The 26,625-nt window shown below is 60.1% G+C and carries 26 protein-coding genes; 13 read left to right on the forward strand and 13 right to left on the reverse strand.

What is annotated here, in order from left to right:
• Nucleotides 1–19 precede the first annotated feature (19 nt).
• Genes SynA1560_RS09755 through SynA1560_RS09770 form a run of 4 tightly spaced genes read left to right on the forward strand, consistent with a single transcriptional unit; the run spans nt 20 to nt 4,905 of the window.
• On the forward strand, nt 20–922 hold the full coding sequence (locus SynA1560_RS09755) for an LCP family protein (protein WP_186500393.1): 903 nt from the start codon (nt 20–22) through the stop codon (nt 920–922).
• 16 nt (nt 923–938) lie between these two features.
• Nucleotides 939–1,880 (forward strand): aromatic acid exporter family protein, encoded by a 942-nt coding sequence (locus SynA1560_RS09760; RefSeq protein ID WP_186500394.1) that lies wholly within the window; start codon nt 939–941, stop codon nt 1,878–1,880.
• Nucleotides 1,877–3,001 (forward strand): FUSC family protein, encoded by a 1,125-nt coding sequence (locus SynA1560_RS09765; RefSeq protein WP_186469096.1) that lies wholly within the window; start codon nt 1,877–1,879, stop codon nt 2,999–3,001. Before SynA1560_RS09760 ends, SynA1560_RS09765 begins: the two co-directional genes overlap by 4 nt.
• Nucleotides 2,998–4,905 (forward strand): TolC family protein, encoded by a 1,908-nt coding sequence (locus tag SynA1560_RS09770; protein ID WP_255476919.1) that lies wholly within the window; start codon nt 2,998–3,000, stop codon nt 4,903–4,905. The genes SynA1560_RS09765 and SynA1560_RS09770 overlap by 4 nt, the downstream gene beginning before the upstream one ends.
• Here SynA1560_RS09770 and SynA1560_RS09775 read toward each other — a convergent pair.
• The 3 genes from SynA1560_RS09775 to psbP all read right to left on the reverse strand — a co-directional run bounded on the left by SynA1560_RS09775 (nt 4,863) and on the right by psbP (nt 6,999).
• A complete protein-coding gene (locus SynA1560_RS09775) occupies nt 4,863–5,036 on the reverse strand; it encodes a hypothetical protein (RefSeq protein ID WP_186469097.1) in 174 nt (57 codons plus the stop codon). The two genes, SynA1560_RS09770 and SynA1560_RS09775, sit on opposite strands and share 43 nt — an antisense overlap.
• A 16-nt stretch (nt 5,037–5,052) precedes the next feature.
• Nucleotides 5,053–6,372, reverse strand: coding sequence for an NHLP bacteriocin system secretion protein (locus SynA1560_RS09780; protein WP_186500395.1), 1,320 nt, complete (start codon nt 6,370–6,372; stop codon nt 5,053–5,055).
• A 72-nt stretch (nt 6,373–6,444) separates the two neighbouring features.
• Nucleotides 6,445–6,999: a photosystem II reaction center PsbP gene (psbP, locus tag SynA1560_RS09785; protein WP_186469099.1), complete on the reverse strand. Its 555-nt coding sequence runs from the start codon at nt 6,997–6,999 to the stop codon at nt 6,445–6,447.
• A 104-nt stretch (nt 7,000–7,103) separates the two neighbouring features.
• Between psbP and recR the strand changes: the two genes are divergently transcribed.
• Together recR and lipA are read left to right on the forward strand one after the other, a co-directional pair.
• The gene (gene recR, locus SynA1560_RS09790; RefSeq protein ID WP_304623168.1) at nt 7,104–7,673 is read left to right on the forward strand and encodes a recombination mediator RecR; all 570 of its coding nucleotides are present in this window, start codon (nt 7,104–7,106) and stop codon (nt 7,671–7,673) included.
• Nucleotides 7,670–8,569, forward strand: coding sequence for a lipoyl synthase (gene lipA, locus SynA1560_RS09795; RefSeq protein ID WP_186500396.1), 900 nt, complete (start codon nt 7,670–7,672; stop codon nt 8,567–8,569). Before recR ends, lipA begins: the two co-directional genes overlap by 4 nt.
• On the opposite strand, the gene SynA1560_RS09800 is transcribed toward lipA, so the two are convergent.
• The 7 genes from SynA1560_RS09800 to lysA are packed head-to-tail and all read right to left on the reverse strand — an operon-like array spanning nt 8,554 to nt 14,998.
• Complete coding sequence (locus tag SynA1560_RS09800; protein WP_186471158.1) at nt 8,554–9,048, reverse strand: hypothetical protein; 495 nt, start codon at nt 9,046–9,048, stop codon at nt 8,554–8,556. The genes lipA and SynA1560_RS09800 overlap by 16 nt on opposite strands.
• Nucleotides 9,048–10,049: a DUF952 domain-containing protein gene (locus SynA1560_RS09805; RefSeq protein ID WP_186500397.1), complete on the reverse strand. Its 1,002-nt coding sequence runs from the start codon at nt 10,047–10,049 to the stop codon at nt 9,048–9,050. The genes SynA1560_RS09800 and SynA1560_RS09805 overlap by 1 nt, the downstream gene beginning before the upstream one ends.
• Nucleotides 10,046–10,981 (reverse strand): rhodanese-related sulfurtransferase, encoded by a 936-nt coding sequence (locus tag SynA1560_RS09810; protein WP_186469102.1) that lies wholly within the window; start codon nt 10,979–10,981, stop codon nt 10,046–10,048. The genes SynA1560_RS09805 and SynA1560_RS09810 overlap by 4 nt, the downstream gene beginning before the upstream one ends.
• A complete protein-coding gene (bioB, locus tag SynA1560_RS09815; RefSeq protein WP_186469103.1) occupies nt 10,978–11,955 on the reverse strand; it encodes a biotin synthase BioB in 978 nt (325 codons plus the stop codon). The genes SynA1560_RS09810 and bioB overlap by 4 nt, the downstream gene beginning before the upstream one ends.
• A 26-nt stretch (nt 11,956–11,981) precedes the next feature.
• Complete coding sequence (locus SynA1560_RS09820) at nt 11,982–12,779, reverse strand: isoprenyl transferase (RefSeq protein ID WP_186469104.1); 798 nt, start codon at nt 12,777–12,779, stop codon at nt 11,982–11,984.
• A complete protein-coding gene (gene cdaA / locus SynA1560_RS09825) occupies nt 12,776–13,609 on the reverse strand; it encodes a diadenylate cyclase CdaA (protein WP_186469105.1) in 834 nt (277 codons plus the stop codon). The genes SynA1560_RS09820 and cdaA overlap by 4 nt, the downstream gene beginning before the upstream one ends.
• 27 nt (nt 13,610–13,636) lie before the next feature.
• Nucleotides 13,637–14,998 carry a diaminopimelate decarboxylase gene (gene lysA / locus SynA1560_RS09830; protein ID WP_186500398.1) on the reverse strand — a complete coding sequence of 454 codons (1,362 nt, stop codon included), beginning with the start codon at nt 14,996–14,998 and terminating at the stop codon, nt 13,637–13,639.
• 60 nt (nt 14,999–15,058) lie between these two features.
• Here lysA and rimI point away from each other — a divergent pair, with 60 nt between their 5' ends.
• The 5 genes from rimI (at nt 15,059) to SynA1560_RS09855 (ending at nt 20,947) form a co-directional block, all read left to right on the forward strand.
• A complete protein-coding gene (gene rimI, locus SynA1560_RS09835; RefSeq protein ID WP_186500399.1) occupies nt 15,059–15,520 on the forward strand; it encodes a ribosomal protein S18-alanine N-acetyltransferase in 462 nt (153 codons plus the stop codon).
• A gap of 167 nt (nt 15,521–15,687) precedes the next feature.
• Nucleotides 15,688–18,258, forward strand: a complete 2,571-nt coding sequence (locus tag SynA1560_RS09840; protein WP_186500400.1) for an ATP-dependent Clp protease ATP-binding subunit — start codon at nt 15,688–15,690, stop codon at nt 18,256–18,258.
• A 5-nt stretch (nt 18,259–18,263) separates the two neighbouring features.
• On the forward strand, nt 18,264–19,388 hold the full coding sequence (locus SynA1560_RS09845; RefSeq protein WP_186469109.1) for an iron-containing alcohol dehydrogenase family protein: 1,125 nt from the start codon (nt 18,264–18,266) through the stop codon (nt 19,386–19,388).
• Nucleotides 19,385–20,260 (forward strand): alpha/beta fold hydrolase, encoded by an 876-nt coding sequence (locus SynA1560_RS09850; protein ID WP_186500401.1) that lies wholly within the window; start codon nt 19,385–19,387, stop codon nt 20,258–20,260. Before SynA1560_RS09845 ends, SynA1560_RS09850 begins: the two co-directional genes overlap by 4 nt.
• A 57-nt stretch (nt 20,261–20,317) precedes the next feature.
• Nucleotides 20,318–20,947, forward strand: a complete 630-nt coding sequence (locus SynA1560_RS09855) for a DUF2993 domain-containing protein (RefSeq protein WP_186500402.1) — start codon at nt 20,318–20,320, stop codon at nt 20,945–20,947.
• 54 nt (nt 20,948–21,001) lie between these two features.
• Here SynA1560_RS09855 and SynA1560_RS09860 read toward each other — a convergent pair whose 3' ends face one another.
• Nucleotides 21,002–21,928: a phosphatidate cytidylyltransferase gene (locus SynA1560_RS09860; RefSeq protein ID WP_186500403.1), complete on the reverse strand. Its 927-nt coding sequence runs from the start codon at nt 21,926–21,928 to the stop codon at nt 21,002–21,004.
• Between the two features lie 20 nt (nt 21,929–21,948).
• Nucleotides 21,949–23,346 (reverse strand): aminotransferase class I/II-fold pyridoxal phosphate-dependent enzyme, encoded by a 1,398-nt coding sequence (locus SynA1560_RS09865; protein WP_186500404.1) that lies wholly within the window; start codon nt 23,344–23,346, stop codon nt 21,949–21,951.
• 49 nt (nt 23,347–23,395) lie between these two features.
• Between SynA1560_RS09865 and SynA1560_RS09870 the strand changes: the two genes are divergently transcribed.
• A complete protein-coding gene (locus SynA1560_RS09870; protein WP_255476920.1) occupies nt 23,396–25,072 on the forward strand; it encodes an AarF/ABC1/UbiB kinase family protein in 1,677 nt (558 codons plus the stop codon).
• Nucleotides 25,073–25,112: 40 nt separating this feature from the next.
• Complete coding sequence (locus SynA1560_RS09875) at nt 25,113–25,592, forward strand: hypothetical protein (protein ID WP_186469115.1); 480 nt, start codon at nt 25,113–25,115, stop codon at nt 25,590–25,592.
• Between the two features lie 34 nt (nt 25,593–25,626).
• Here the strand turns inward: SynA1560_RS09875 and SynA1560_RS09880 are convergent, their stop codons facing one another.
• Nucleotides 25,627–26,592, reverse strand: coding sequence for an RpoD/SigA family RNA polymerase sigma factor (locus SynA1560_RS09880; protein ID WP_186469116.1), 966 nt, complete (start codon nt 26,590–26,592; stop codon nt 25,627–25,629).
• Nucleotides 26,593–26,625: the final 33 nt, after the last annotated feature.

The following is a 26,625-nucleotide window of genomic DNA, read 5'->3' on the forward strand; positions in this document are numbered from 1 at the left end:
ACTGGGCTAACCTGAATAGATGGACCAAGCGAAAAAAGTTCGCCCAGGAACCCTTCTTCTCTCAGCTGCCATTGGGCTGACTGGGGGGTTTCTGCTGGCCATTCCGCTGAGCCGGTCCTTGACGACAGACGCTGGTGCACCGCCGCTGCTGCCGGTGAGCAATCCTTTTTCCTCCTGGTCTGTATTTGATAGCCGCGAAATTCTCGTGCTCGGTGTCGACGAGGGAGGTGGCAATACCGACGCAATTTTCACCTTGCGTGTGGAAGGGGGGCGTACCTCCATTACGCAGATCCCCAGGGATAGCTACATCAACTCCCAAAGCTTTGGTCCAGTCAAGGCCAATGCTCTCTATGCCTACGGCGGCTTGGACGCGGTCAAATCCGAGCTGTCTCGATTGATGGGCCGTCCAATCAATCATCATATTTTGGTCAATCTCAATGGCATCCGAACCCTCAGCGATCTTGTCGGAGGTGTCGAAGTCGACGTGCCCAAACGGTTGTATTACCGCGATAGCAGCCAGGGGCTGCTGATTGATCTGCAGCCAGGGCCGCAGGTGCTTCAAGGTGAAGACCTGGAAGGATTTCTGCGCTGGCGCCACGACGGTGAAGGTGACCTAGGGCGCTTGGCACGCCAGCAACTCGTGCTGAGAAGCCTGTTTGGCTCCATGACCCGACCGGAAAACCTGGTGCGCTTGCCTGCACTGATCCAAGCCGCAGGTCAGAACCTCGACACTGATCTGGGCGCGATGGAACTGGGTGGCCTGATCACCGCCATGGGCATCACAGAACTGGAAACTGAGCGCCTTCCGGCACGCCCCTTCTACAAAGACGGCATCAGCTATCTCGATACGGAATGGCCGGTGTACCAAAACGGTCGCAACGCCAGCGATTCGAGCGGTCAGCGTTACCCGTTCCTGTATTGATCCACCGCCTCGATCCGTGAACGGGAATCTGCTGAGACAGAGCCTCAGGCTTGGGTTGAGCATCCTGATCACCTGTGCGATCGCACAGCACTTTGACCGCATCACATTTGCCTGGTATCCGCTGCTCGCGGTCACCTTCGTCATCGATGACCAGGACGAGAACAGTTTGCGGGCAGCGCGTGGACGAATTCTTGGGACGATCACCGGCGGCTTGGTCACCTTTCTGGTGCACACGATCATGTCCGGTTGGATCGGCATTCTCGTGAGCCTGCTGATCACCATCCCCCTGCTGCGACGTCTGGGCTGGAGCAACGGACTGTCCACCGCAGTGGTGGTCACGGTGATGTTCCTGAGCATCGATGCGTACACCAAGCTCGATTGGGCCTACGTGTTCAATCGCAGCCTCGACACCCTGGTGGGCATTCTCGTGGCGCTGCTCGTCGGCCGTCTGCTCTGGCCCAAAAACAGGATGACGCGCTTGCAAGCTGTGCATGAGCAACTCCATGCCCTGCTGCACGCCCGCGTGAATGCCCACAGTCTGGCTTTGCAGGGACAAGCAGCAGCGCCAACACCCATCGCACCAGCCTTGATCACCCGGCTGGTGCTCGAAATGCAGAGCATCATCGCGGTGGAACAAAGTTTGGGGCCACGCCACGTCAGTCGGCTCAATCGACGTCGCTGGCTTCAATGCCTGAGCCTGTGGCGCTGTCAACAGGTGCGCTGGATGCTGGTGGAGCGGCTGATCGAACGACTTCACAAGGACAATGGCGCCAACGAACTCCCGGTGCTGGGTCGCTACCTCGTAGCCGAGCCTCGAAGCCAAGAGCGCCTGAGCCTGGAGTCGGATGACGCTGGACTGTCCCTGGCCCAACGCATCGCCCTCGAGGAACAGGTGACACGATTCGGCAGGCTGCTGAACAGCCAGCAACGGCTGGATCGAGCACGGGGACGGTCATGAAATCCTCCTCTGCGACCACCCGACCCTGGTTTGTCCGCTCCGACCTACGTCTTGCATTGGTGACGGGCCTCGGAGCGGCCTTTGGCTTGCTCAGCAGCATTCCCTTCGGTTACTACATCGCTCTCACCACCGGCGCAGTGCTCTCCGGCAGCTATGGGAACTCTCTACGACTGAGCATCCAGCGCTTGCTGGGATCGCTGATGGGAGTGGTCATCGTGGTCATCTTTTCCCGAGGCCTGGAATTGCCACTCCCCCTAGGTATCGGCCTGGCCATGGCCAGCGTGCGCCTGCTCGGTGGAGCCCTGGGTCTGCAGGTGGGTTACAAAGTCGCGGGCAACATCGTGATCATGGGCTGGCTGGTCCACAGCGCCGAAGAAACCACCTGGGGTTTCACCCGACTGTTTTGGACCGCGATCGGCATCCTGATTTCGCTCTGGGCAACCCGCTATGTGTGGCCCAGTGCAGCGATCCCTTCCCTGCACCGCCAGTTCGCTGCGTTCATCGACGAGATCATTCAGGAATTCAGCTTGGAGGTTGATCGCCTGGAAGCAGATGTGCCCACACGACTGTCCATGCGGCAGCGCCGAGAGCGGCGATCTCAGCTACTGGCAAAAATCAGTGCCATGAGAGTGCTTCAGACCACAGCACAAATGGAGCTTGGCGTGAACCCCGAGACGCATCCGTTGCATCGGCTCTGGACTGAACTGGACTTGCTGATCTCCCAGCTGATGTCGGTGCTGGACGGCCTGCGCGGCCTGCCGGCTCCAATCCAAGCACCGTCGGCCATCAAGACGCTTCACCAAGAAGAAGCACGAGTGATCAGGCACCAGATCCAGCTGCTGTCGCGCTTGGCCAAAATGCTGCGACAGCTCGATCCAGGCGCACGCCAATCGCTGGATTTGGAGTGCTTGAAGCCGCTGGATCTCACCCTGACAGCCGCGGCCAAACAGATGACCACCAACCTGGAGAATCGCGTCGGCAGCGAAGCCCTCAGCAGCGTGCCGACGGCACGCATGCGGCAGATCGTTCAACGCAGCTCACTGATCCGCCATGGAGCCTCCGTGTTGCATGACTGCCTTCCCGGCATGGCCGGATCGCAGCCTGTCACTGCCAATCGTTGAAGCCCGCCTGTGGCGGCAAGATCAGCGAAATTCGAATGCACCATTACGTCTTGATCCGCTTGCTCATCAAGGGTTCCTTCGTGATTCCTGTGATGGGCATGCTGTGCCAAGTCGTGGCCAAGGCACAAACTCCGATCGATGCGGCACCACGCCTGAACGAAGGCGGCAGCGTGCGCCAGTTGGAGCGCAGTTGGGATCAGTTGAACCAGCAGTTGAACAGTCTGGACACCCTGCTGGGCCCCGCTCCCGCGCTGGAAGCCTCCGATGATCTGCGCAGTCCAGAGCTACCTCGCCGTTTGCTTCGCGCCAATGAACCGGCCAATGGATCGCTAAGCGACGACCAAAGCCTCCCAGATGCACCTCTGCAACTGCCGAATGCGCAAGAAGCAATCGCCGGAAGCATTCGAGCCGTCAGCTTGGAGCAGGCGATCGCCATCGCCTTCCGCAACAACCCAAACCTAGAGATCCAACGCAATCAGATTGCAGCGCAAGCGGCCACGGTGGCTTCGCTGTCGGGGGCTTACTGGCCAACCATCAGTGTGTTTGCCGATGTCGAAGGATTCCAGAGCGGCAGCAGCACCTATTCGCCCTACGGCAACAACAACTATGGCTTCGGGCCCATGTTTGTGGCCCAAGGGCAGGGAGAGAACGTCGCGCTTACCAAGAACGGCAACAGTGTCAGTAGTCCATCCGCCGGTCCCTTCTATGTGCCCGCTGGCGGGGGCCTCTATGCCGTCGCCAATGGAGTGGATTCCGAAGCAGGACTTCAGCTCAACTATGCCGTGGTCGACTTTGCCCGCACCCCAAGGGTCCGAGCAGCCGAAGCGAGGCTGGAGCAATTCGAACAGCAATACGCCAACCAGCTCCGGGCCCTTCAGCTGGAGGTGAGTGAGGCGTATTACCAGCTGCAGCGTGATGAGCAGTTGGTACGCATCCGCGATGCCGTGGTGCGCACCGACCTCATCGTGCTGGAAGACACCCTCAACCTCAAGCAGGCCGGTCTCGTGCCAAGGGTGGATCTGCTGCGCCGCAGCGCCACCCTGTCAATCGACGAAGAAGCCTTGATTCAGGCGCTGGCAGACCGTGCCATCGCCCGACGCGCGCTCTGGACGGTGATGAATCTTCCATCCGATGTCACGCCAAGCGCAGCGGATGCGATCACCCTGGCGCCAGCCTGGCCCTTAAACCTTGAGCAATCACTGCTCGCGGCCTATGACAGCAATCCAGAGCTGGCTGCAATCCTGGCCACACGGCGGGCTCTAGCCCTGCAACAGGATGAAACGGCAGCACAGCTCCTTCCTCAGCTCAGTCTGTTTGCCTCCGTAGGTGGTCTGGCATCGGTGGAACGACTCTTCGACCTCTCCATCAGTGGAGGCGGATGTTGCGGCTCCACCTTCCTACCCCTGGAACAAGTGGCCGGTTACGACTGGTCCGTCGGACTCGCGTTCAACTGGATGATTTTTAATGCCGGTGCGACGTCTAACGCCATCAAGGCGTTAGCCCTTCAGGAGGAAGCCGCAAGCCAGGCCTATGCAGCGACGCGCAATCAGATTCGTCTTCGCCTGGAGCGCGCCTTTCTCAACCACGAAGCAAGCCTCGCCAAGCTCCTTTCGTCTCGGCGAGCAGTGGGAGCTGGCAAGGAAGCGTTTCGCGACAGCTCATTGCGCTACAAAACGGGCCTGAGCAATGAAGTGGATCTTTCGGTCACGCAGACCCAACTGGTGGAAGCGTTGGTGAACCGCTTAACAGCCACCGTGGATGTAAATGTGACCTACGCCAGGCTGCTACGTGAATTGCTGCCGATGCCGCGGGATCCTGAGCTTGCCGTGCCAACGACAATCACTCTTGAAGGGTTCTCTCCTCAGGAGTTGGGGCGTGATGCCCACCAGCGTTCGACGCGGTAGCCGAAGATCACCAGAAAGACGACCAGCCAGAACCACACCTCCGGTGGATTGGCATTGAGAAGAATCACAAGGAGAACCACTTCTGCAATCAGCCAGGGCAACTCCTGACGCAACAGGGGGCGGAGAGTCATTGAAGGCGCAGAGTTACTAAATGGTTCCGGGCTGCCGTAGGAACGGCAGATCCCAGAGTCGATCGATGCGCAGGGTGCGGAAGCCACCGGTGAGCGAGCGCAGACCGGGAATGATGTAAGTAACCGGTGAACGCCACTCCACATAGGCGAAGGTGTCGATGGTGAGTCCGTCCCGGATCGGGAAGACCCCACTGCCATTGGAGAGGGTCCAGCGGTAACCGTCATCGCTGCGTGCATCGCGATCCAGTTCAATCTCAGCGCGCATCACCGGACCGTTTTTGACGAGGGCCTCAGCCAACTGGCTGTTACCGACGGTGGTGGCGATATCCTCCCGGGTCGCCGGAAGGCTGAGCACGCTGCTAACCGTCCCCTCAATCCCACCAAACCGTCCCCGTTGGTTCCACAACGGCACCACCTCCACAGGCAACCCGATCGGCAAGCGGCGAGCATCGGCGGGTGGGAAGTAGGCAACAGCCATCAGATCACCACCGGTTTTGCGCTGATCAGTATCGGGGCTGGCACTGCGACCGATAGTGCCGAGGCGGTCACCGGTCTTGACGGTTTGGCCCTGGATAACCTGCAAATCCAGCACAGCACCACTGCGCTCAGCGGTGACGTTGCCATCGAAGGCAATGCGGGCCTCAGTCACGGCGATTTCTCGCTTGAGATCATCGATCTGGAAGCGTCGATCTAGGCGTTCGGTCTCAATCTCCAGCTTGATCTGCTGAAAGGCTGTGATCTCATCCTTTCGCTGGATTTTGATGTCATCCAGCTGAACGCTGGTGGTGGTCAGCCCCTGTTCAGCAGACACCACAGCTCTGGAGAGCGGTGCAACCACTTCGCGTTGGGCCAACCAGCTGAGGTTCTCAACTTTGGTGTTGTAGATCGACTGCAGGTTGGTCAGCCGCTTCTGATCGTCATCCAGCTTGGCGAGCGCCGTGTCAAGAGCCGCCTGGGCTGTCCGAATCCGCAGCGCGTCGCGCGCATCCAGTTCCTCGTTCTGGCGCTCCAACTGACGCAGGTTGCCGTTCTGTTGATCCAGCTGTCGTTCCAGAACAGGGAGATACAGGGTCATCAGCACCTGCCCCTTGCTGACGCGATCGCCCACCTTGGTGTTGATCCGCTGCACCTGCCCGCCCGAACGGGCATTGAGAATCCCGGCATTGTCTGGATAGATCAGAACACCGCGGCCCTCCACCTGCGTGGGAACGGGCCAGAACAGCAGCCAGACCCCGAACAGGCCGCCAACACCCGCCAACGCAACACCAACCTGGTGGTGATCCGAGAGCCCATTCCATCGGCTCTTGAGTCGCGCAACACGGGAGGAGGTGGTCATGGCAGCCATCTTGGAGGGGATGGACAGCCGTTGCCGTTCAGCGGAGGACAGTTCCGATCAACGGTTCGCGATTTAGATCAGCAGCGTGAACGAATGAATCACCGATTCGAACAGACCCTTCACCTTGGGCCAGCGCTCTTCATTGGTGCTCGTCGCCAACGTGTAAAGGCGACCTCGATCCACCACCACCGTGGCCAGTTCGTGGCGATCACGGTCTTGCAGGTGAACGGCAAATTCGAGGTCGTAGAAGATATGCCCCTCGGAATCCCGCTCACTGGCCTCGATCAGATCAGCATCGCGCCCGCTGCCGTCTGGTGCGATCACCTCACGCCGAAGCCGCTCGCCGACCGCCACGGCACTCCCGAGACTCTCCAGGTCATCGTCGGCATCGACATCCGAAACGACCAGGCTGACCGTTTCATCACTGTTGATCAGATCGTGGAACACCACCGCAGGGCCTCCGGTGACCGCCACCCGCGTCCAGCCGGTCGGATACAGGAAGGCATAACGGCCATCAGGACTCTTGAACGAGTTCAGACCGGCAGCGGCACCACCACAGGCACTGAGCGTGATGACGCAAAGCAGAACAAGCAGGGACCGGAGCGGACGTCGCAGCATGGAGCGCATGAAGAGAAGGGCCGGATGCCGGCATTCTGCCCGTCCCATCCCCTGCCTAGATTTTCTCCACCTGCCAAAGAGCTCTGAGCGGCTTCACCCGACCCCTGGCTCGGCTGATTGATCAGTTCGAGCGATTGCCGGGGATCGGTCCCCGCACCGCCCAACGACTGGCCCTGCATCTGCTGCGGCAGCCGGAAGAACAAATCCGCAGCTTTGCGGACGCACTCCTGACAGCACGGACCCAGGTGGGCCAATGCCAGACCTGTTTTCATCTCAGCGCCGACCCCACCTGCGAGATCTGCCGAAACCCCGAACGCTCCAATGGTCAGATTTGCGTGGTAGCCGATTCTCGCGATCTGCTCGCCCTGGAACGCACCCGAGAATTCAGTGGGCGCTATCACGTACTGGGTGGCCTGATCTCACCGATGGATGGCATCGGACCGGATCTTCTCCAGATCAGCAGCCTGGTGAAACGGGTTGCCGACGACAACATCGAAGAAGTCATTCTGGCCCTGACCCCCAGCGTCGAAGGCGACACCACCAGCCTGTATGTCGCCCGGCTGCTGAAGCCTTTCACACGGGTTAGCCGGATCGCTTACGGCTTACCGGTGGGAAGCGAGCTGGAATACGCCGACGACGTCACCCTCAGCCGGGCCCTGGAAGGACGACGGGTTGTGGAATGAGCCAGTACTCCGCTATCCCACCCAAGGAACGCCTGCCGGAATGGCTGCGCCGCCCGCTGGGCGATGCCTCAGCAATGGAACGGGTACAACAGCTGGTGAAGCGCAATGGCTTGCACACCATTTGCGAGGAAGGCCGCTGTCCGAACCGGGGCGAGTGTTACGCAGCAGGCACAGCCACGTTTTTGCTTGGGGGGGCGATCTGCACCCGCAGCTGCGCGTTCTGCCAGGTGGACAAAGGCCAAGCTCCGGAGCCCATCAACACGCACGAACCGAAGCGCGTCGCTGATGCTGTCATCGCCATGAACCTGCGCTACGTGGTGCTCACCGCCGTAGCTCGCGATGATCTTGACGACCATGGCGCGTCGCTGTTCACCTCCGCCATGGCAGCGATTCGGGAACGCAACCCACTGATCGCCATCGAGGTGCTGACACCCGATTTCTGGGGGGGACATGCCGATCATGCGGCAGCCGTCTCCGCCCAGCGGCAGCGCTTGGAGACCGTGCTGAAGGCTGAGCCGGTGTGTTTTAACCACAACCTGGAGACCGTGCAGCGTCTCCAGGGGATCGTGCGCCGCGGGGCCACCTACGCGCGCTCGCTCGCTCTGCTGGCAGCGTCACGCGCCTTGGCACCCCACATCCCGACCAAAAGCGGGCTCATGCTGGGTCTCGGGGAGACGCGCGATGAAGTGATCGCGACGATGCGCGATCTCAGGGCCGTGGACTGCCAACGCGTGACGCTCGGCCAATACCTGCGTCCATCCCTAGCCCATTTGCCCGTCGATCGTTACTGGCATCCCGACGAATTTGACGAGCTAGGGGCCATCGCCCGGGAGCTGGGCTTTGCGGTGGTGCGCAGCGGACCGCTGGTGCGCAGCAGCTATCACGCAGCGAGCTGACGCCAGCGATCCAGAGCCCGCGTCTGCACCCGTTCACAACTGCCGACCATGAGAGCGCCAGCACCGCCCCAGACCATGCGCAGGGGCAGATCCCAGAGCGCAGCCTGCACATCACGGACGGGCTCGAAACCGCGTTGTTGGAAATACCGCACCAGACGACGATGCTGGCGCTCGTCATCGCGTATGGCCAGCAGCCTGGCCCTGCGGCAAGGCGTGACCTCTAAGGCCCAAGCCATCGTTGCGGCCCAGATCAGATCACCACAACCCGCAGGTGCTCCCGGAAGCACCCGCATGGTGTCGAGCTGCAAACCATTGGCACCGCTGTAAGCCCAGGCCTTCATCTCCCCTAGCAATTGCAAGCTCTGAGGCAGTGATCGGGCCACCACCAGTCGCAGGCTCCACAGACCCAGCGGGCGTCCGACTTGGAGTCGTAGCAGCAGGTCGCGCTCACGCGCTTCCTTCTCCAATTGATCCAACATCAGCGTTCGGTGGCGGGGTAGGGACACGCAGCAGTCACCGCTGTCAGCGGTAGAGGGCCATAGAGATGGGGAAACAGTTCACCGCTGGGAATGGCATCAGCGCGCAAAGGTGCCGCAAGCGCATTCGGATCAATGGTGAGCAGCATCACCGATCCAGCATCGGCATAAAACCGTTCATAGGTGGCCGCCACCTGCTCCTGCCAGGAGAGATGCATGAATCCCACTTGGTCGACGGCTAGTCCTCGGGTTGAGATCGCGTAGACCCCCGACCGCTGAGCTGCTTGCCAGTCCTCGGCGAGTGCCAAATGGAACAAGGGCTGATCGGTCGGAACCGCAACGGCATCAGCGGGGAAATGCGGCTGAAGGCCTCCCGGATCCCAGGGATCAGCACGCTGCATCAAACGCTCAAAAAGCGGATCCGCGAGGATGCGCTCCAACCACTGGCGCAACGGATCCAACGACGCATCGCCATCAAAGGCATCAGGATCCGCAATCCGCCATTGACGCACAAAGGGCCAAAGCGCCGCATCCGCCAGCGAACAACGAGCATCGAGCAACCAGCCACCACGGGCTTGAATCCGATCAGACCAGCCGCGAAGAATGGCGAGACCCGCTTGACAGTGCTCCTGCTTGGATTCGCCCGAGTAGCGGTCGGTGTATTTAAAACGATCGAGATGGTGCTTAAACGCGCCATCGTTCAAGCCGATCAGCTCCTGGATCTGGCGTTGATCCTCGACGCAGTTCCGGCGACGCCAATCACATGGATCGGCCTGAGCGAAAGCCCACTCCATCACCCCAAGACTTTCGTCGATGACGGTGCCATCGGCGAGCGCCAGCACCGGAACGGTTCCCTTAGGAGAGAGGGCGAGCATCTGAGCTGGCTTGGCCTTGAGCGCCACTTCCCGCCATTGCACAATGATGCCGGCCTGCAGCAGCGACCAGCGGGCGCGCATGGCATAGGGACAACGCCGAAAGCTGTAAAGCACAGGAGCGGCTGTCATCCCCGGGCCTCATCCAACTGCCGCTGACGCATGGCAAAACGCGCGCGATCCGCGTCCGTAAATCGATCCTGGCAGTGAAGACACTGAACACCACGCACGTAGCTCTCCAGTTGCCGTTGAGCAGGCGTCAACGGCAGACCGCAGGCATGACACAGCCGATGCTCACCAGGCGCGAGCTGATGATTGACCGCAACACGTTGATCAAACACAAAGCATTCACCCTGCCAGCGGCTCTGGTCCTCCGGCACCTGTTCGAGGTAATTGAGGATTCCGCCCTTGAGATGATGGACCTCAGGAAAACCCCGTTGCTGCAAAAAACTGCTCGCCTTCTCGCAACGAATGCCACCGGTGCAAAACATGGCAATGCGTGCCGGTGAGGTCTGCTCCACCAGCGGACGCAGGTCGCTTTCCACCCAATCAGGGAAGTCGCGGAAACTCTCAGTCCCCGGATCCAGAGAACCGGTGAAGCTGCCAATCGCCACCTCGTAACGGTTGCGAGTGTCAATCACGAGGGTCTTGGGATCATCGACCAGGGCATTCCAATCGCTGGGCTCCACATAGGTGCCAACGCTTTGACGAGGATCCGCACAGGGTTCGCCAAGAGTGACGATCTCCCGCTTGCGACGCGCCTTGAAACGACGGAACACCTGCTTCGGACTACGACTGCGCTTCACCTGCAGACGCTCGAAATGCTCCTCTCCCAGGCAGAGATCGGCATACAACCGATCCAGCATGACCTGCACCCCGACATCCGGGCCACTGATGGTGCCATTGACCCCCTCCGGAGCAATCAGAATCGATCCGACCACATCAGCGCGGCGTGCCATCAGCGGCAGATCCGTTAGCAACGCCTCCAGCCGCTGCGAATCGAGGGGCGTGAAGGCGTAGAACGCAGCCACCAGAAACGGTGCTGCCTCCTGGGAGGCCGTCATGCGGCTGCCGTCTCCTGCCAGCGCGCCTGAACACCGGCCGCCTCCAGCAGAGCACGATCGGCCTCCACAGCTGGATTGCCCGTTGTGAGGAGTGTGTCGCCGTAAAAGATGGAATCCGCCCCGGCCTGAAGGCAGAGAATTTGGGCCTCGCGGTTCAACTGTTCACGGCCGGCGCTGAGACGCACACGGCTAAAGGGCATCAGGATGCGTGTCACGGCCACCATTCGAACCAGCTCCAATGGATCGACCGAAGGAAGCGATTCCAGCGGGGTTCCCTCCACCGCCACCAGTCCATTGATCGGCACGCTCTCGGGATGCGGGTCGATGCAGGCCAGCACCTGCAGCATCGAGGCACGATCCTTGAGCGATTCGCCCATGCCGATGATGCCTCCGCAGCAGAGTGTCACCCCGGCACGACGCACCCGTTGGAGCGTCTCCAGCCGCTCCTGGTAGGTGCGGGTGGTGATGATTTGGTCGTAGTGCTCCGGACTGGTGTCGAGATTGTGGTTGTAAGCCGTCAGACCCGCTTCAGCTAGGCGTTCAGCCTGGTCGTCGGTGAGCATTCCAGCGGTGACACAGGCTTCCAAGCCCAGTTGCCGCACACCGCGCACCATCTTCAACATCGACTCAAATGCCGGCCCCTCACGGATCTCCCGCCAGGCCCAACCCATGCAGAACCGATCGGCTCCGGCATCAGCAGCAGCCCGTGCGCGATCGAGTACGGCTTGGACTTCCAGATCCGGCTGGCCTGTCACATCACTGCTGTGGTGCATTGACTGAGGGCAGTAAGCGCAGTCCTCCTCGCAGCCACCGGTTTTCACGCTGAGCAGAGAGGCCAGCTGCACCCGATACCCCGGATTGGCAGCGCGATGCACACCCTGGGCACGCCAGAGCAGGTCCATCAGGGGGAGTTTTAGGAGGGCTTCGATCTCCTCCAGCCTCCAGTCATGGCGTAGGTCCACCGTGTCCGTCATCGAACCAGCCACCGCTGCTGCAGCCTTCAGGATCCCAGAGCGTGGGTTTCGACCGCCTGCACCCCCCCGAATCGACGCTGACGTCCTTGGTAATCCTCAATGGCAGAGCGCAGGGCCTCTGCATCGAAGTCAGGCCAGAACAGGTCCGTCACATGAATCTCGGCATAGGCCAGCTGCCAGAGAAGAAAATTACTGATGCGGCGCTCACCGCTGGTGCGGATCAACAGATCGGGATCTCGCTCACCTGCAGTGAACAACTCAGCCGCCAGGGCCTGTTCATCGATTTGACACGGCAACAACTCACCGTTGGCGACGCGTTCCGCCAGTCGCTGACTGGCACGCACCAGCTCACGACGGCCGCCGTAATTGGTGCAAACGTTGAAGTGAATTCCCTTGTTGCCAGCTGTGCGCTCCGTGGCATCGGCAATCAAGGCTTGCAGCTTGGCAGGAAGAGCGTCGAGGTCTCCGAGGAACCGAATCCGCACCTGCTCGCGTTCCAGAGCCTGCAACTCACGCTGCAGCACGCTTTCGAACAACGTCATCAGAAAGTTCACCTCATCGCCAGGCCTCGACCAGTTTTCAGTGGAGAAGGCATAGGCGGTTAGAGCCTCAACCCCCCAGTCGCTGCAGAGCCTGAGCGTTGACTTCAAGGCCTCCACACCGGCCCGGTGACCCATCACGCGCGGAAGACCTCGGGATTGGGCCCAACGGCCATTGCCATCCATGATCACGGCCACGTGGGCTGGAATCCGAAGGGGATCAAGTCCTTGCGGACAGCACCGTGACGTGGGTTGTTCCGTACTGACGGCCAGATGACGGCTCAAGGCAAGGATTCCTGAGTGCCAGAGCTCACGCTACGACCAGATGGTGATTTCACCGGCGCCGATGACACAGAAGAGGCGATCAGTTCCGTCAGCAGATCCTGCAGACGTGAGCTGGTGATTGGTCGTTCCAGACGCCCCTGGTTGGCCAACGAGAGGGTTCCGGTCTCCTCAGAGATCACCACACAGATGCAGCGGTCGAAGCGTTCGGTGATGCCGAGCGCTGCCAGATGACGGGTGCCATAGCGACTGATCCCCTGCCGCGACAGGGGCAGGATCACCCCCGCCGAGACGATTCGGTTGCCCTTGATCACCACCGCTCCATCGTGCAGCGGCGTGTCAGACGCAAACAGGTTGAGGAGTAGTTCACTACTCAATTGCGCATCGATTGTGATGCCGGGATTGAGAAAGTCCTCAGGCCTGAGGTCGCTGCCGAGATCAACCACGATCAGCGCTCCGCGACGCGTTTTGGACAGTCGTCCGGCCGCATCGGTGAGCTGCGCCACCGTGCTGGCCGTCGAGCGCATCTTGCTCTGAGGATTGCCGAGCAAGACGGCCAGACGGCCCGTGCCGAGCAACTCCATTAGCCGTCGCAGCTCGCCTTGCCACAAAATGGCCAGGGAAAGGGAGCAAGCGAGCACCAACGCATCAATCAGTGTTGATGTGAGCGGAAGATTGAAAAAGCGTTTGACGAACCACGCCAACGCCACCAGGAACAAATATCCGCGCAGCAGCCAAAGCGTTCGCTGCTCATTGACACGCGTGAACAGTAAAAATCCGAAAAGCGAGGCGCAGAGAACGTCGAAAAGCAGGCGCAGTTGCAACAACGCCAACACGTTCCATCACACCCCGAAGTCTCCCTAGACTACTGAGGTCAGGCGTTCTGGCAGTAGGTCGTAACGGAGTAAATCCTCCGGCTGCTCGCGGCGTTGAACCAATTCCGCATGACCATCGTGCACCAGCACGGCGGCCGGTCTGGGGATGCGGTTGTAGTTGGAACTCATCGAGGCGTTGTACGCACCCGTGGCGAACACCGCTAACACTTCACCGCTGCTGCAGGCAGGGAACGCCAGATCCTTAAGCAGCACGTCCCCCGACTCACAATGCTTGCCGGCGAGCGTCACGGTTTCCTCTGCAGCGGCTAGGGGACGGTCCACCAGGCAGGTGGTGTAAAGCGACTGATAGGTGATGGGCCTTGGGTTGTCGCTCATGCCCCCGTCGACGGAGAGATAGGTGCGCACCCCTGGAACCACCTTGCGGGAACCAACGGTGTAGACCGTCACTCCTGCTGGCGCCACCAGGGAGCGTCCTGGCTCGCACATCAGTCGCGGCAGGTCGAGGTTGCGTTCACGGCAGGCCGTGGCAACAGCTTCCGCCACCACCTTGACCCAAGCATCGATCGACGGAGGGTTATCACTGGCCACGTAGCGGATGCCAAGGCCTCCACCAACATTGAGATCACGCACGGGATGGCCCAGATCACGGGCCAGGCGAAGTGCATCGGCCATCACTGCCGCGAGATCGCGATGGGGCTCGAGCTCGAAAATCTGTGATCCGATGTGAGCATGCAGGCCCTCCACCCGTGCCCAGCTGGCGCCTTGCAATTGACGCAGGACGGGCTCCAGTTGATCGGGATCGAAACCGAATTTGCTATCGAGGTGTCCAGTGCGGATGTATTCGTGCGTGTGGCATTCGATCCCCGGGGTGAACCGGAGCATCAAACGAGCGGGCGCGCGCCCTGCCGGAATAAGTTCCTGCAGTCGATCCAGATCGTGCTGGTTGTCCGCCACCACCATCACGCCATGGCGGTAAGCGAGCGCAAGCTCTTCAACAGATTTGTTGTTGCCGTGCAACACGATCCGATCAGCCGGCATGCCGCCATCCAGCGCTGTAATCAGCTCTCCGGCTGAGACGGCATCCAAACCAAGCGCCTCTGACGCCACAACAGCCGTTAGAGCCAAAGAACTGTTGGCTTTGGAGGCGTAGATCGCGAGTGAATCCCCTGGGTAGTGACGCTTCAGTGACTCGCGATAGGCCTGGCAGGCCTGCCGGATACTGGATTCATCGAGAACGTAAAGCGGCGTTCCGTACCGTTCAGCCAGCTCACTAAGCGTGCAACCACCCACCGCCAAACGGCCCTGATCATCCAGCTCAGCTGTGACCGGTGCGAGGTTGCGGTTCGGACTGTTCTGATCGCAGCCGGATTCAAAAGGCTGGGGCATGGATCCTGGAACTTGCTCGAAAGTGCAATGTAAAGAGGCATCCCCCTGAGCAGCGCAGGCATGACAGGTGAGCGCGCGATCGACATCCGCGAACTCGGCAGCGGCGATCTCGAGGATTGTCTGAGCCTCGACCAGCAGGCACTGGATGATTTTTGGACTCAGGAGCAGTGGTCACGCGAGCTCGCCGACCGCGATCGGCTGGTGCTGGGGGCCGTTCTTGATCAAAACACCTTGGTGGCCGTGGCCTCAGCCTGGCTTGTGCTCGACGAGCTGCAAATCATGGTCGTTGCGGTCACCCCAGCCCATCAGCGCCAGGGCATTGGTTCGCGCCTGCTGAACGCACTGTTGCGTCTCGGACAGAGCCGGGGAGCGCAGACAGCTTCCCTGGAGGTGGCTTCAACCAACCTGGCGGCGCAGAAGCTCTACAACCGCTGTGGCTTCGCGAACTGCGGCCTGAGGAAGGGTTATTACAGCAATGGGGACGATGCCCTGTTGCAAAGGCGACCAATCAGCACCGGGTAGGGATTCCCGCACTGATCGAACTGAATAAAGGGATACATTTCGGCATTGTTTAATACTTTCTGAAGCAACCAACCCCTGGCAGCACTGGGATGTGAGTTGTGACCAATGAAACCACAACAGACCTACAGCCCTGATAGGTTGGTGCTCATCAGCTGTCGGCCTAGACGATGTTTGAGAGGTTTACCGAGAAGGCCATCAAGGTGATCATGTTGGCCCAGGAAGAGGCACGCCGCCTGGGTCACAACTTCGTAGGCACAGAGCAGATTCTCCTTGGACTGATCGGCGAAGGAACCGGCGTCGCTGCCAAGGTTTTGAAATCCATGGGCGTCAACCTCAAGGACGCTCGGGTCGAGGTTGAAAAGATCATCGGTCGGGGTTCTGGGTTTGTAGCTGTCGAGATCCCCTTCACACCACGGGCCAAACGGGTTCTCGAGCTCTCCCTCGAAGAAGCTCGTCAATTGGGCCACAACTACATCGGCACAGAACACTTGCTCCTGGGACTGATCCGGGAGGGTGAAGGTGTTGCAGCACGTGTTTTAGAGAATCTGGGAGTCGACCTGGCCAAGGTGCGCACCCAGGTCATTCGAATGCTCGGCGAAACTGCTGAGGTCGGCGCAGGCGGGAGCAGTAGCTCCGGCGCCAAGGGCTCCACCAAGACCCCAACGCTCGATGAATTCGGCAACAACCTCACGCAGCTTGCAAGCGAAGCCAAGCTCGACCCTGTTGTTGGACGTCACAACGAAATCGACCGTGTGATTCAGATTCTCGGTCGCCGGACAAAGAACAACCCTGTGCTGATCGGCGAACCCGGCGTTGGTAAAACCGCCATCGCTGAAGGTCTCGCACAACGCATTCAAACAGGTGACATCCCCGACATTCTCGAAGACAAGCGTGTCCTCACCCTGGATATCGGTCTGCTCGTGGCAGGCACCAAGTATCGAGGCGAGTTCGAAGAACGTCTCAAAAAAATCATGGAGGAGATCAAAGCCGCAGGCAATGTGATCCTCGTGATCGATGAGGTGCACACCCTCATCGGTGCTGGTGCCGCTGAAGGTGCCATCGATGCCGCCAACATCCTCAAGCCGGCCCTGGCACGCGGTGAGCTGCAATGCATCGGCGCCACAACGCTGGATGAATACAGGAAGCACATCGAACGAGATGCCGCCCTGGAACGCCGTTTCCAACCGGTCAACGTCGGTGAGCCTTCCATCGAAGACACCATCGAAATTTTGCGTGGCCTGCGCGAGCGCTATGAGCAGCATCACCGCCTGCGGATTACGGATGAAGCGCTCGAAGCTGCCGCGACCCTTGGTGACCGCTACATCTCTGATCGTTTCCTACCCGACAAGGCAATTGATTTGATTGATGAGGCGGGCAGCAGGGTGCGACTTCTGAACTCCAAGCTTCCTCCCGAAGCCAAGGAAGTCGATAAGGAGCTCCGTTCCGTTCAGAAAGAAAAGGAGGACGCCGTTCGCGATCAAGATTTCACCAAAGCCGGTGAACTGCGCGATAAGGAAGTGGAGTTGCGGGAAAAAATTCGCACCCTGCTCCAAACCAGCCGTGAAGGTACTCCGAGCGACCAAGTGATTTCATCTGAGGCTCGAGAGGCGACCGCGGTTGCCACTTCTGTGGTTTCAACCAGCATTGACTCCACGTCCGCCACCCCGGTGGTGAGTGAGGAAGACATTGCACAGATCGTGGCGTCTTGGACAGGAGTGCCCGTCCAGAAGCTCACCGAAAGCGAATCGGTGAAGCTGCTCAACATGGAAGAGACTCTGCACAAGCGTCTGATTGGTCAAGACGAAGCAGTCAAAGCTGTTTCGAAGGCCATCCGCCGTGCCCGCGTCGGCCTGAAAAATCCCAACCGCCCGATCGCCAGTTTCATCTTCTCCGGCCCGACGGGTGTGGGAAAGACCGAGCTCACCAAGGCTCTGGCTGCTTACTTCTTCGGCAGCGAAGAAGCCATGATCCGACTGGACATGTCGGAATTCATGGAGCGCCACACGGTCAGCAAACTGATCGGTTCGCCTCCGGGCTACGTGGGCTTCAACGAGGGTGGTCAGCTCACCGAAGCCGTCCGCCGGCGGCCCTACACCGTGGTGCTCTTCGATGAGATCGAAAAAGCCCACCCTGACGTGTTCAACCTGCTTCTCCAACTGCTTGAAGATGGGCGCCTGACCGACTCCAAAGGTCGCACCGTCGACTTCAAGAACACGCTGATCATCATGACTTCGAATATCGGTTCGAAAGTGATTGAGAAAGGCGGTGGCGGACTTGGCTTTGAGTTTTCCGGAGAAAATGCCGAGGAAAACCAGTACAACCGCATCCGCTCCTTGGTGAACGAAGAGCTGAAGCAGTACTTCCGTCCCGAATTCCTCAACCGTCTCGACGAAATCATTGTGTTCAGGCAACTGAATCGCGAAGAGGTCAAGGAAATCGCCGAGATCATGCTGCGCGAAGTGTTCAATCGGATCGGGGAGAAGGGCATCACCCTCACGGTCTCCGACGCCTTCAAAGAACGCTTGGTCGAGGAGGGTTACAACCCTGCCTACGGCGCGCGTCCCCTGCGTCGTGCCGTGATGCGTCTCCTTGAAGACAGCTTGGCCGAAGAAGTTCTCTCCGGTCGCATCAAGGACGGCGACTCCGCGCAAGTGGATGTCGAAGATGGCAAGGTGGTGGTGAAGCACCTCACCGGCACGGTCAGCGGGACGCCCGAATTGGCTGGAGCCGGTCTCTGACCTGGATGATCCAATCAGCCATCCGTGACGGAAGGGTCTCGACCCACTCCATCGCTCCAGCCCAAGTCATCCGTGGTGCTGGAGCCTGGAACCAATCTTTTACGGCAATTCAGTCGCTGACGCAACGTCCGTTGCTGCTGGGTCGAAGTTTTGCCACCCAGTCACTGCGTGACGAGCTCGTCCGAGACTTACGCAGTCTCAGCCTCAGCGTGACCCCTCAAACACTGGATTACGACTGCTGCGAGCACGATCTGCAGCGTTTGGAATCTGCGTTCAGCACCCATGGCTGTGATGCCGTGATTGCTGCAGGCGGCGGCAAAGTTCTTGATGCAGGAAAACTTCTGGCCCACCGCAAAGGAGTGGCCTGCATCACCGTTCCACTCAGCGCAGCCACCTGCGCCGGCTGGACGGCGCTGTCCAATCTCTACAGCCCTTCAGGTGCTTTTCAAGGAGATCAAGCTCTCGACCGCTGTCCTGATCTGCTCGTGTTCGACCACGACCTGCTGCTGCACGCACCAGCACGAACCCTCGCGAGTGGAATCGCCGATGCCTTGGCCAAGTGGTACGAAGCGTCCGTCAGCAGCGGCTCTAGCAGGGATGGTGTGATTCAGCAGGCTGTGCAGATGGCGCGGGTGTTGCGCGATCAATTGTTGCTCGACAGTCTCGATGCGATGGCACACCCTGGGGGAGAAGCCTGGCAGCGGGTGGTGGAAGCCTGCGGACTCACCGCGGGAGTGATCGGCGGACTGGGGGGAGCGCGTTGCCGCACGGTGGCCGCCCATGCCGTGCATAACGGTTTGACTCAGCTAGAACCCTGCCACTCTGTTCTGCATGGCGAGAAAGTGGGCTTCGGCGTCCTCGTGCAACTTCGCCTGGAAGAGCGGTTGGGAGGCAACCGCTTAGCTGCCCAGGCCCATCGACAACTCCTGCCACTGTTGCAGGCGCTCGAACTGCCCGTCAGCTTGGATGATCTCGGCCTGGGCAACGCAAGTCTCAAGGATCTGCAGCAGGTGTGTGAGTTCGCCTGCAAGGAAGGCTCTGATTTGCACCACCTTCCCTTCCCGGTCACACCTGGCGCGCTGCTGGAAGCAGTTGTGGGCGCAGCCGAAGTCAGTCCGGTGCTGCCTTGAAATCACTGCTCGACACGCTCAAACCCGAGCTTCTCGATCCAAGCGCTCAAGCCCTGATTGACGACCTTCAGTGGTGGTCGATGCCCGAGCTGGGCATAAAGGACCCGTTCCCGGTCAGCGTGGTCGGCCATGGGGATCCCCTGTTATTGCTGCATGGTTTCGACAGCAGTTTTCTTGAGTACCGGCGTCTAGCACCGCTACTGAGCGAACGGTTCCAGTTGTTCATCCCCGATCTGTTCGGCTTTGGTTTTTCACCTCGGCCCCTTAATGCGAGTTATGGCCCAGAGAGTGTTCTCACCCACCTGGATGCCCTTCTTGAGCGCATGCCAGCGCAATCAGTTGGTGTGATTGGTGCCTCCATGGGTGGATCCGTGGCCGTCGAAATGGCGCGGCGACAACCGGAGCGGATTCACTCGCTACTGTTGCTAGCCCCCGCCGGTCTCACCGGACGGCCGATGCCGGTTCCACCGCTGCTCGATCGACTGGGGGCTTGGTTCCTGGCGCGACCCGGTGTCCGCAAAGGTCTTTGCCGACAGGCCTTCGCTGACCCTGATGCTGATGTGGGCGCTCCCGAGGAACAGATCGCCTCGCTGCATCTGCAATGCCCGGGCTGGGCGGACGCCCTCGCTGCTTTTGCCCGTAGCGGTGGCTTCTCCGGCTGCGGAACGCCCTTGCCCCAGCAACCGCTGCATGTGATCTGGGGAGCCAACGACCGCATTCTGCGAGCACCGCAGAAACAGGCCGCAGCAGCGATCCTCAGGGATGGCGTTGAGGAATTCGACGATTGCGGACACCTCCCACACATTGACCAGCCCCGCAAGGTGGCTGACCGCTGTCTCAACTGGTTCCAAACGACCGCGCACGCCGCCTGATGATGCGAGTTCATCGGATGATGCACCGGCGATTCCGCCTCGAGGTCTGAAGCGTTTATGCCCCAGTCCAGCTCCGGACCCGTTCTCCAACTCCTTGCCAGTGGACTTCAGCGCTGGATCCGCAGCCAGTGCGATTCAGCCGAGGTGATCAACCTGGCTCTGAAGGGTTCAGCCCTGGAACTGCTGCGCGGCCGACTGCAAGGGGTCTCACTGGAAGCCAGGAAGGTGAGTTTTGACCAGCTGCCTCTGATGCGCGCAGAGATCGAATGTGGTGCCTTGAAGGCGACGCTCCGGCCGGGCCAGCCCAATCAGCCCGTGCAACTTGAAGCCCCGTTCTCGATCAAAGGAGAGGTGGTGCTGGCTGGCCAAGATCTCAATCAGGCCCTGGCCAGCGATCGCTGGCGCTGGCTTGGGGATCTACTCGCCGAACAACTGATGGGATTGACGCCCTTGCGTTCGTTGGTCATCGACAACGACCAACTTGTGCTGACCGCGGATGTGATCACTGGCAAGGATCCAGTGATGCAACGATTCCAACTCTGCGCAGACCAGGGGACCATCCGCGTCGACCACTGCGATGCCGAAGAGTCGCTTTTGCTTCCCATGGACCCCAACATTCAGATCCATGCAGCCCGACTTCAGGGAGGGCACCTGGTGCTCAATGGACAAGCCATTGTTCAACCTTGAGACTCTTCAACCCTGAGACCGTTCAACCCTTCAAGCGATTGAATCTTGAGTGGCTCAGCTTCGGCCAAGAACCGGAAGCAGGAGGGTCACCCCATAGAAGACCACCGCTGGAGTGAACAGGAAACTGTCGATGCGGTCGAGAATGCCGCCGTGGCCAGGCAAGGCATCACCGGAATCCTTCAGACCCGCGTCTCGTTTCATCATCGATTCAGTGAGATCACCCACAAGCGCAAACAAGGCGACAAGAGCACCGAGACAACCACCGGAGAGTGCCCCATAAGGCCACCCCAGCGATGCACCGGCAACCACGCCCAACAGCACGGAGGAGGCCAAACCGCCATAGGCCCCCTCCATCGTTTTGGCCGGCGACACTGGAGACAGCTGGTGACGTCCGAAGCGGCGACCGATCATGAAGGACCCGATATCGGTGGCCACCACCATCAAACAGGCCATCAACGTGATCGCCAGTCCCGGCGTGATCCAATCACCCGACCACCCCGGCAGTTGGGCGAGTGTTGGTGCGAGATCCACATCGGTGAGGTTGCGCAGCTTCAGCCAGTGACTTGGGAGAAAGCCCAAATAGAACAGTCCAAAAATCGAGGCGGCGATGTCGGCGATGGAACCGGTGATCGGCTGCAGCAACAACCATCCGCAGATAGCAGCTCCGGACAGTGGCAGCACCGCATCGGCGAGATGGGAGGCAAGACCACCATTCACGGACCATTGGGTGCAGACCAACAGCAGCTGGCAGGCCACCAGGGTCGTCTTGGTGGCAGGTCGCATGCCTTTGAACTGCGCCATCCGGAAAAACTCCAGAAGGCCGAGATGCACCATCACACCAAGGGCGATGGTGAACCACCAGCCGCCCAAGCCCACCACCACAAGACCGAACAGGCCAACGAGCAGGCCGCTGACAAGACGTTTCTGATCCGAAGCCAGACGTTGACTGGGGCCTTTACTGGTTGTGACGTCTGCAATCACCGGCCAGATCCCAAGGCGCTTCAGGCCAGAACCTTCACCATACCGGGCACCTGATCAGGCCACCGCCGGTGTTGCTGTTCCAGCCAGGCACAGCGTTGCGCATCCATCCGCTCTCCTGGCACCAGCAGGGGCACGCCGGGGGGATACGGACAGATCAGTTCAGCCGCAATGCGGCCGATGCAGCGGGCCACAGGCAAACGGGTGGCGGGTCGGCGCAGCGCTTCATCGGGCGGAAGCACAGGAACCGAAACGCGATCGCAGGGCGGTGCCGGTATCGGGGCCAGGGGCTCACCGCCCGCCTCGTCAAGCAAACGCCGCCAAAGGTGCCTGAACTGCCTGGCTAGGCCTCGATGCTGGGCGAAGCCAAGACAAAAGGTGAGGCAGAGCGGTTCCGGCAATTCGGCAATCAATCCCTGCTGCATGCACCAGTCATCGGCCTCCAAGCCACTGATCCCCGCCTGGCCAGTCGCCAAGATCAAGCGCAGCGGATCATCACCGGAATGGAGTGGCACACCGGCCCGTGCCAGAACCGTCGCCAGAGTGGTGGCGTCACACTGACGTGCCTCCAACAACACCGGCCAGCGCGGCGACAGCATCCAATCGAGGGTGGCTTCACAGGACGCCAGCATCAAGGCACTGGGGCTCGTGGTCTGAAGTCTCTGCAATGCAGCTTGAACTCGCTCTGGATCGATGCGTCCGTTGCGTTGCCAGAGCACAGCAGTCTGTGCCAAGCCGGGGGCTGACTTGTGCAGGGAATGCACCACAAGATCTGCACCAGCGTGAACCGCTGACGCCGGCAGCGCCGAGCGGGAGGGAAAGGCCAGATGGGTGCCATGGGCTTCATCCACCAGCACCGGCAGTCCCCGCGCATGCAACAGGTCAAGCAAGCCGCTGATGTCAGCGGCATAACCGTGATACGTGGGGTGCACCAGCACCGCAGCGGCGATGCGACAGCCAGGGTCAGGCAAGGTGTCCAAAGATCGACGCAGGCCCGCGACAGACATGGCACCTGGATGGCCGCGATCGGCAAGAAACGGCACCGGTAGAAACACCGGCATCACTCCTCCCAGTTCACAGGCAGCAATCAAGGAGCGGTGGACATTGCGAGGCAACAACACCGCTTCACCAGGCTGAGCCATCGCCAGCAGAGAAGCCTGCAACAGCCCCGTGGCCCCATTGACGCCAAACCAACAACGATCCACACCCAACGCAGTGGCCAGCCGCGCCTGACTGGCGGCCACCGCTCCCTCCGCCTCCAGGGGACCGCCGATCTCTGGGAGCTCCGGAAGATCCCAACGACCCGGCGGTTGTCGCAACAGTCGCTGCAAGGACGGAGGCAGGGCAGCACCTCGTCCATGGACAGGCAAATGCAACGACCGTCCACCAACTGAACGCAGCAGCGAAAGAAGCGACGTCATCTCAAAACAACGGGGACGAGCGCGGTGAAGACTTTCTAGGATCAGGTTTGTGACAGCGCCGCTGCGCTTGGAATCTCTTCGTTACAACCCCGGCCGCGATGCTCGCTGGCTGCTGCTCCGTCCCTGGATCGGCATTCCGCGCCTGATTCAGATTCTTTGGGCCCTTTTGGGGTTGGTGCTGAGTGTTCTGCTACGCGGTAACAGCAGTGATCCGCGCGTGCAGCGCAATCTGGCACGAACCCTGCTGCGCACCCTCACCAATCTCGGACCTTGCTTCATCAAGGTCGGTCAGGCTCTCTCCACACGACCGGATCTAATCCGCAGGGATTGGCTGGATGAACTGACCCGCCTCCAGGACGATCTGCCGGCGTTCAACCATGCCATTGCTCTCAAAACCATTGAAGAGGAGCTGGGCGCTCCTGCCGACGCGCTATTTGAGGAGTTTCCGGATTCACCGGTGGCCGCCGCCAGTCTTGGCCAGGTCTACAAAGCCCGAGTTCGCGATCAGCACTGGGTCGCGGTCAAAGTTCAGCGCCCCAATCTGGTCTTCATCCTGCGGCGCGACATGGTGCTGATCCGCAGTCTCGGAGTGCTGGCAGCACCCTTCCTGCCCCTCAATCTGGGGTTCGGCTTGGGAGAAATCATCGACGAATTTGGGCGCAGCCTGTTCGAAGAGATTGACTACTGCTGCGAAGCGGACAATGCCAAACGCTTCTCCCGACTATTTGCCGAGAACCCTGCTGTCACCATCCCTGAAGTGGACGATGGTCTTTCGAGTCGCCGCGTGCTGACCACCAGCTGGATCAGTGGGACCAAGCTGCGCGACCCTCAGGAGCTGAAAGCCCAACGGCTTGACCCAGCGGCTCTAATTCGAACAGGAGTGATCAGCGGCCTGCAACAGCTCCTGGAATTCGGCTACTTCCACGCCGATCCCCACCCCGGCAACCTGTTCGCGCTCAGCGGTCGCACTGGCGAGCTGGGTCATGTGGCCTATGTGGATTTCGGAATGATGGATTCGATTAGCGATGACGACCGTCTCACCCTCACGGGCGCGGTCGTCCATTTGATTAATCGCGATTTCGAGGCCGTTGCCCGCGATTTTCAGCAACTGGGATTCCTCGCACCCGACGCCGATTTAACGCCAATTATTCCGGCTTTGGAGGATGTGCTGGGGGGCAGCCTCGGAGATTCAGTGGGCTCGTTCAACTTCAAAGCGATTACTGACCGCTTCTCCGAGTTGATGTACGACTATCCCTTCAGGGTTCCTGCACGCTTCGCACTGATCATTCGCGCTGTGGTCAGTCAAGAAGGCTTGGCCTTGAGGCTGGATCCTGACTTCCGGATCATTGCGGTGGCTTATCCCTATGTGGCCAAGCGATTGCTGGCGGGTGATACCCGGGAAATGCGCGAGAAGCTTCTCGATGTGATCTTTGATGAGTCCGGCAGCCTCCGGGTGGAACGACTGGAAAGCTTGCTTGAGGTGGTGGGCAACGACACCAGCCTCCCGAGCGGTGGCGATTTGCTGCCGGTGGCAGGGGCGGGTCTACGTCTGCTATTCAGCCGTGATGGCGGTGATCTCAGACAGCGACTGTTACTGACATTGATCAAGGACGATCGCCTGAACATCTCAGACCTTAAGGAGCTGAGCACTTTGATCCGGAAAACCTTTGGCCCTAGAAAAATCGCTGGAGGCATGTTGCAGCGCCTGAATCCACTGGCTGCATGACATCGCCATAATGGCGATCCGCAATTTCTGACCGTTTTCGATGTCGCTTGCTCCGGATTACGCCCCGGTCGATCTCGACCAGGCCGAGCTCGATATGCTCACTGGAGCCTTCGGTGATCTCAGCGCTGACGAGATCCTGCTGGAGTTCGCGCGGATTCAGCAACCGCCCTATCTCGTGGCAGGCCTTGGGCTAGCCATTGGAATCCTCTGCGGACTGACCTTCTCAAAACTGGTACAGAACCGGTTAGACGGTTGGAAGAGTGATCGGCTGGCCATGCTTCCCCTCGGCACAGCTGAAACCACCATCAGCTTCGCGGGAACCTTGTTGGGCATCACGCTGTTCATCGGCGGGTCCCTGCAAGTGTTCGGCTTCGCGTCGGGTGCGGCCTACCTAATCGCGATGCTGCTGTCACTATTGACGGGCGGAGCCCTCTGGGTTCAGCTGGAAAGGCTGATGACCCAGGTGGAGACAGGCAATTTCAAGGCTGTCGATTTCGACAACTTCGACGAATTTTTCTAAGAAGCGGCATCGATTGGAGGGAAGATTTGATTCTTCAACTCACCACATAAGCGTCCAACTGAGCATCACCGCGGCGCAGCAACTCCAACCCTTCCCTCTCCAACTTTCGGGTGCGATCGCGACTCATCTTCAAAGACTTGGAAATGGCGGTGAGGCTCATCGGGTCCTCGCCGTCCATCCCGTAACGCATCCGCAGCACACGCTCCTGCAGTTCCGGCAGCTGACCCAGCAGATCCCGCAGGTCGCCCTTCAAGCACTCACCCTCCACCTGTTCGCTTGGCAGCTCGCCTTCACCCGCCAGCAGATCCAGCAGCTCGGTGTCATCACCGTCGCCCACCTTCATCTCCAAGCTCACCGGCTGACGCGCCCGGCACATCAGATCCTTCACGTCGTCTTCCGGCAGTTCCACAAACGCCGCCAATTCCGTCACCGATGGTGTGCGGCCCAGCTCCTGACTTAACTCACGCTGGCCTTTCTTCAGCTTGTTCAGCATCTCGGTGATGTGAATCGGTAGCCGGATCGTGCGGCTCTTCTCCGCAATCGCGCGCGTGATCCCCTGACGGATCCACCAGTACGCATAGGTGCTGAACTTGTAGCCCCGAGTCGGGTCGAACTTCTCCACTCCCCGCACCAAACCAATCGTTCCCTCCTGGATCAGATCCAGCAGTTCCATGTTCCGCTTGGTGTATTTCTTGGCGACGCTCACCACCAGGCGCAAATTCGCGGCCACCATCCGCTCCTTGGCACGCCGGCCCGCCTGCAGTTTGCGCTTCAGTTGCACCGGGCTCAATCCCGCTGCCTTGGCCAACTCGGCCGCAGGCACAGCGTCACCGCCACGCTGATCGCTCAATTCCGCTTCCTGCGCTTCCAGATCCATCAGCTCCTGCACCTGACGGCCCAGAGTGATCTCCTGTTGATGGCTCAGCAGCGGCACACGGCCGATGTCCCGCAGATAAGAGCGCACCAGGTCCACATCAGGCAACAGGGACAGGGGCGCCATCGGCTTATTACGAAACCAATTAGTTTCTTAACT

The sequence above is a fragment of the Synechococcus sp. A15-60 genome, assembly GCF_014280095.1.
In the GTDB taxonomy this organism is placed as follows: Bacteria; Cyanobacteriota; Cyanobacteriia; order PCC-6307; family Cyanobiaceae; genus Synechococcus_C.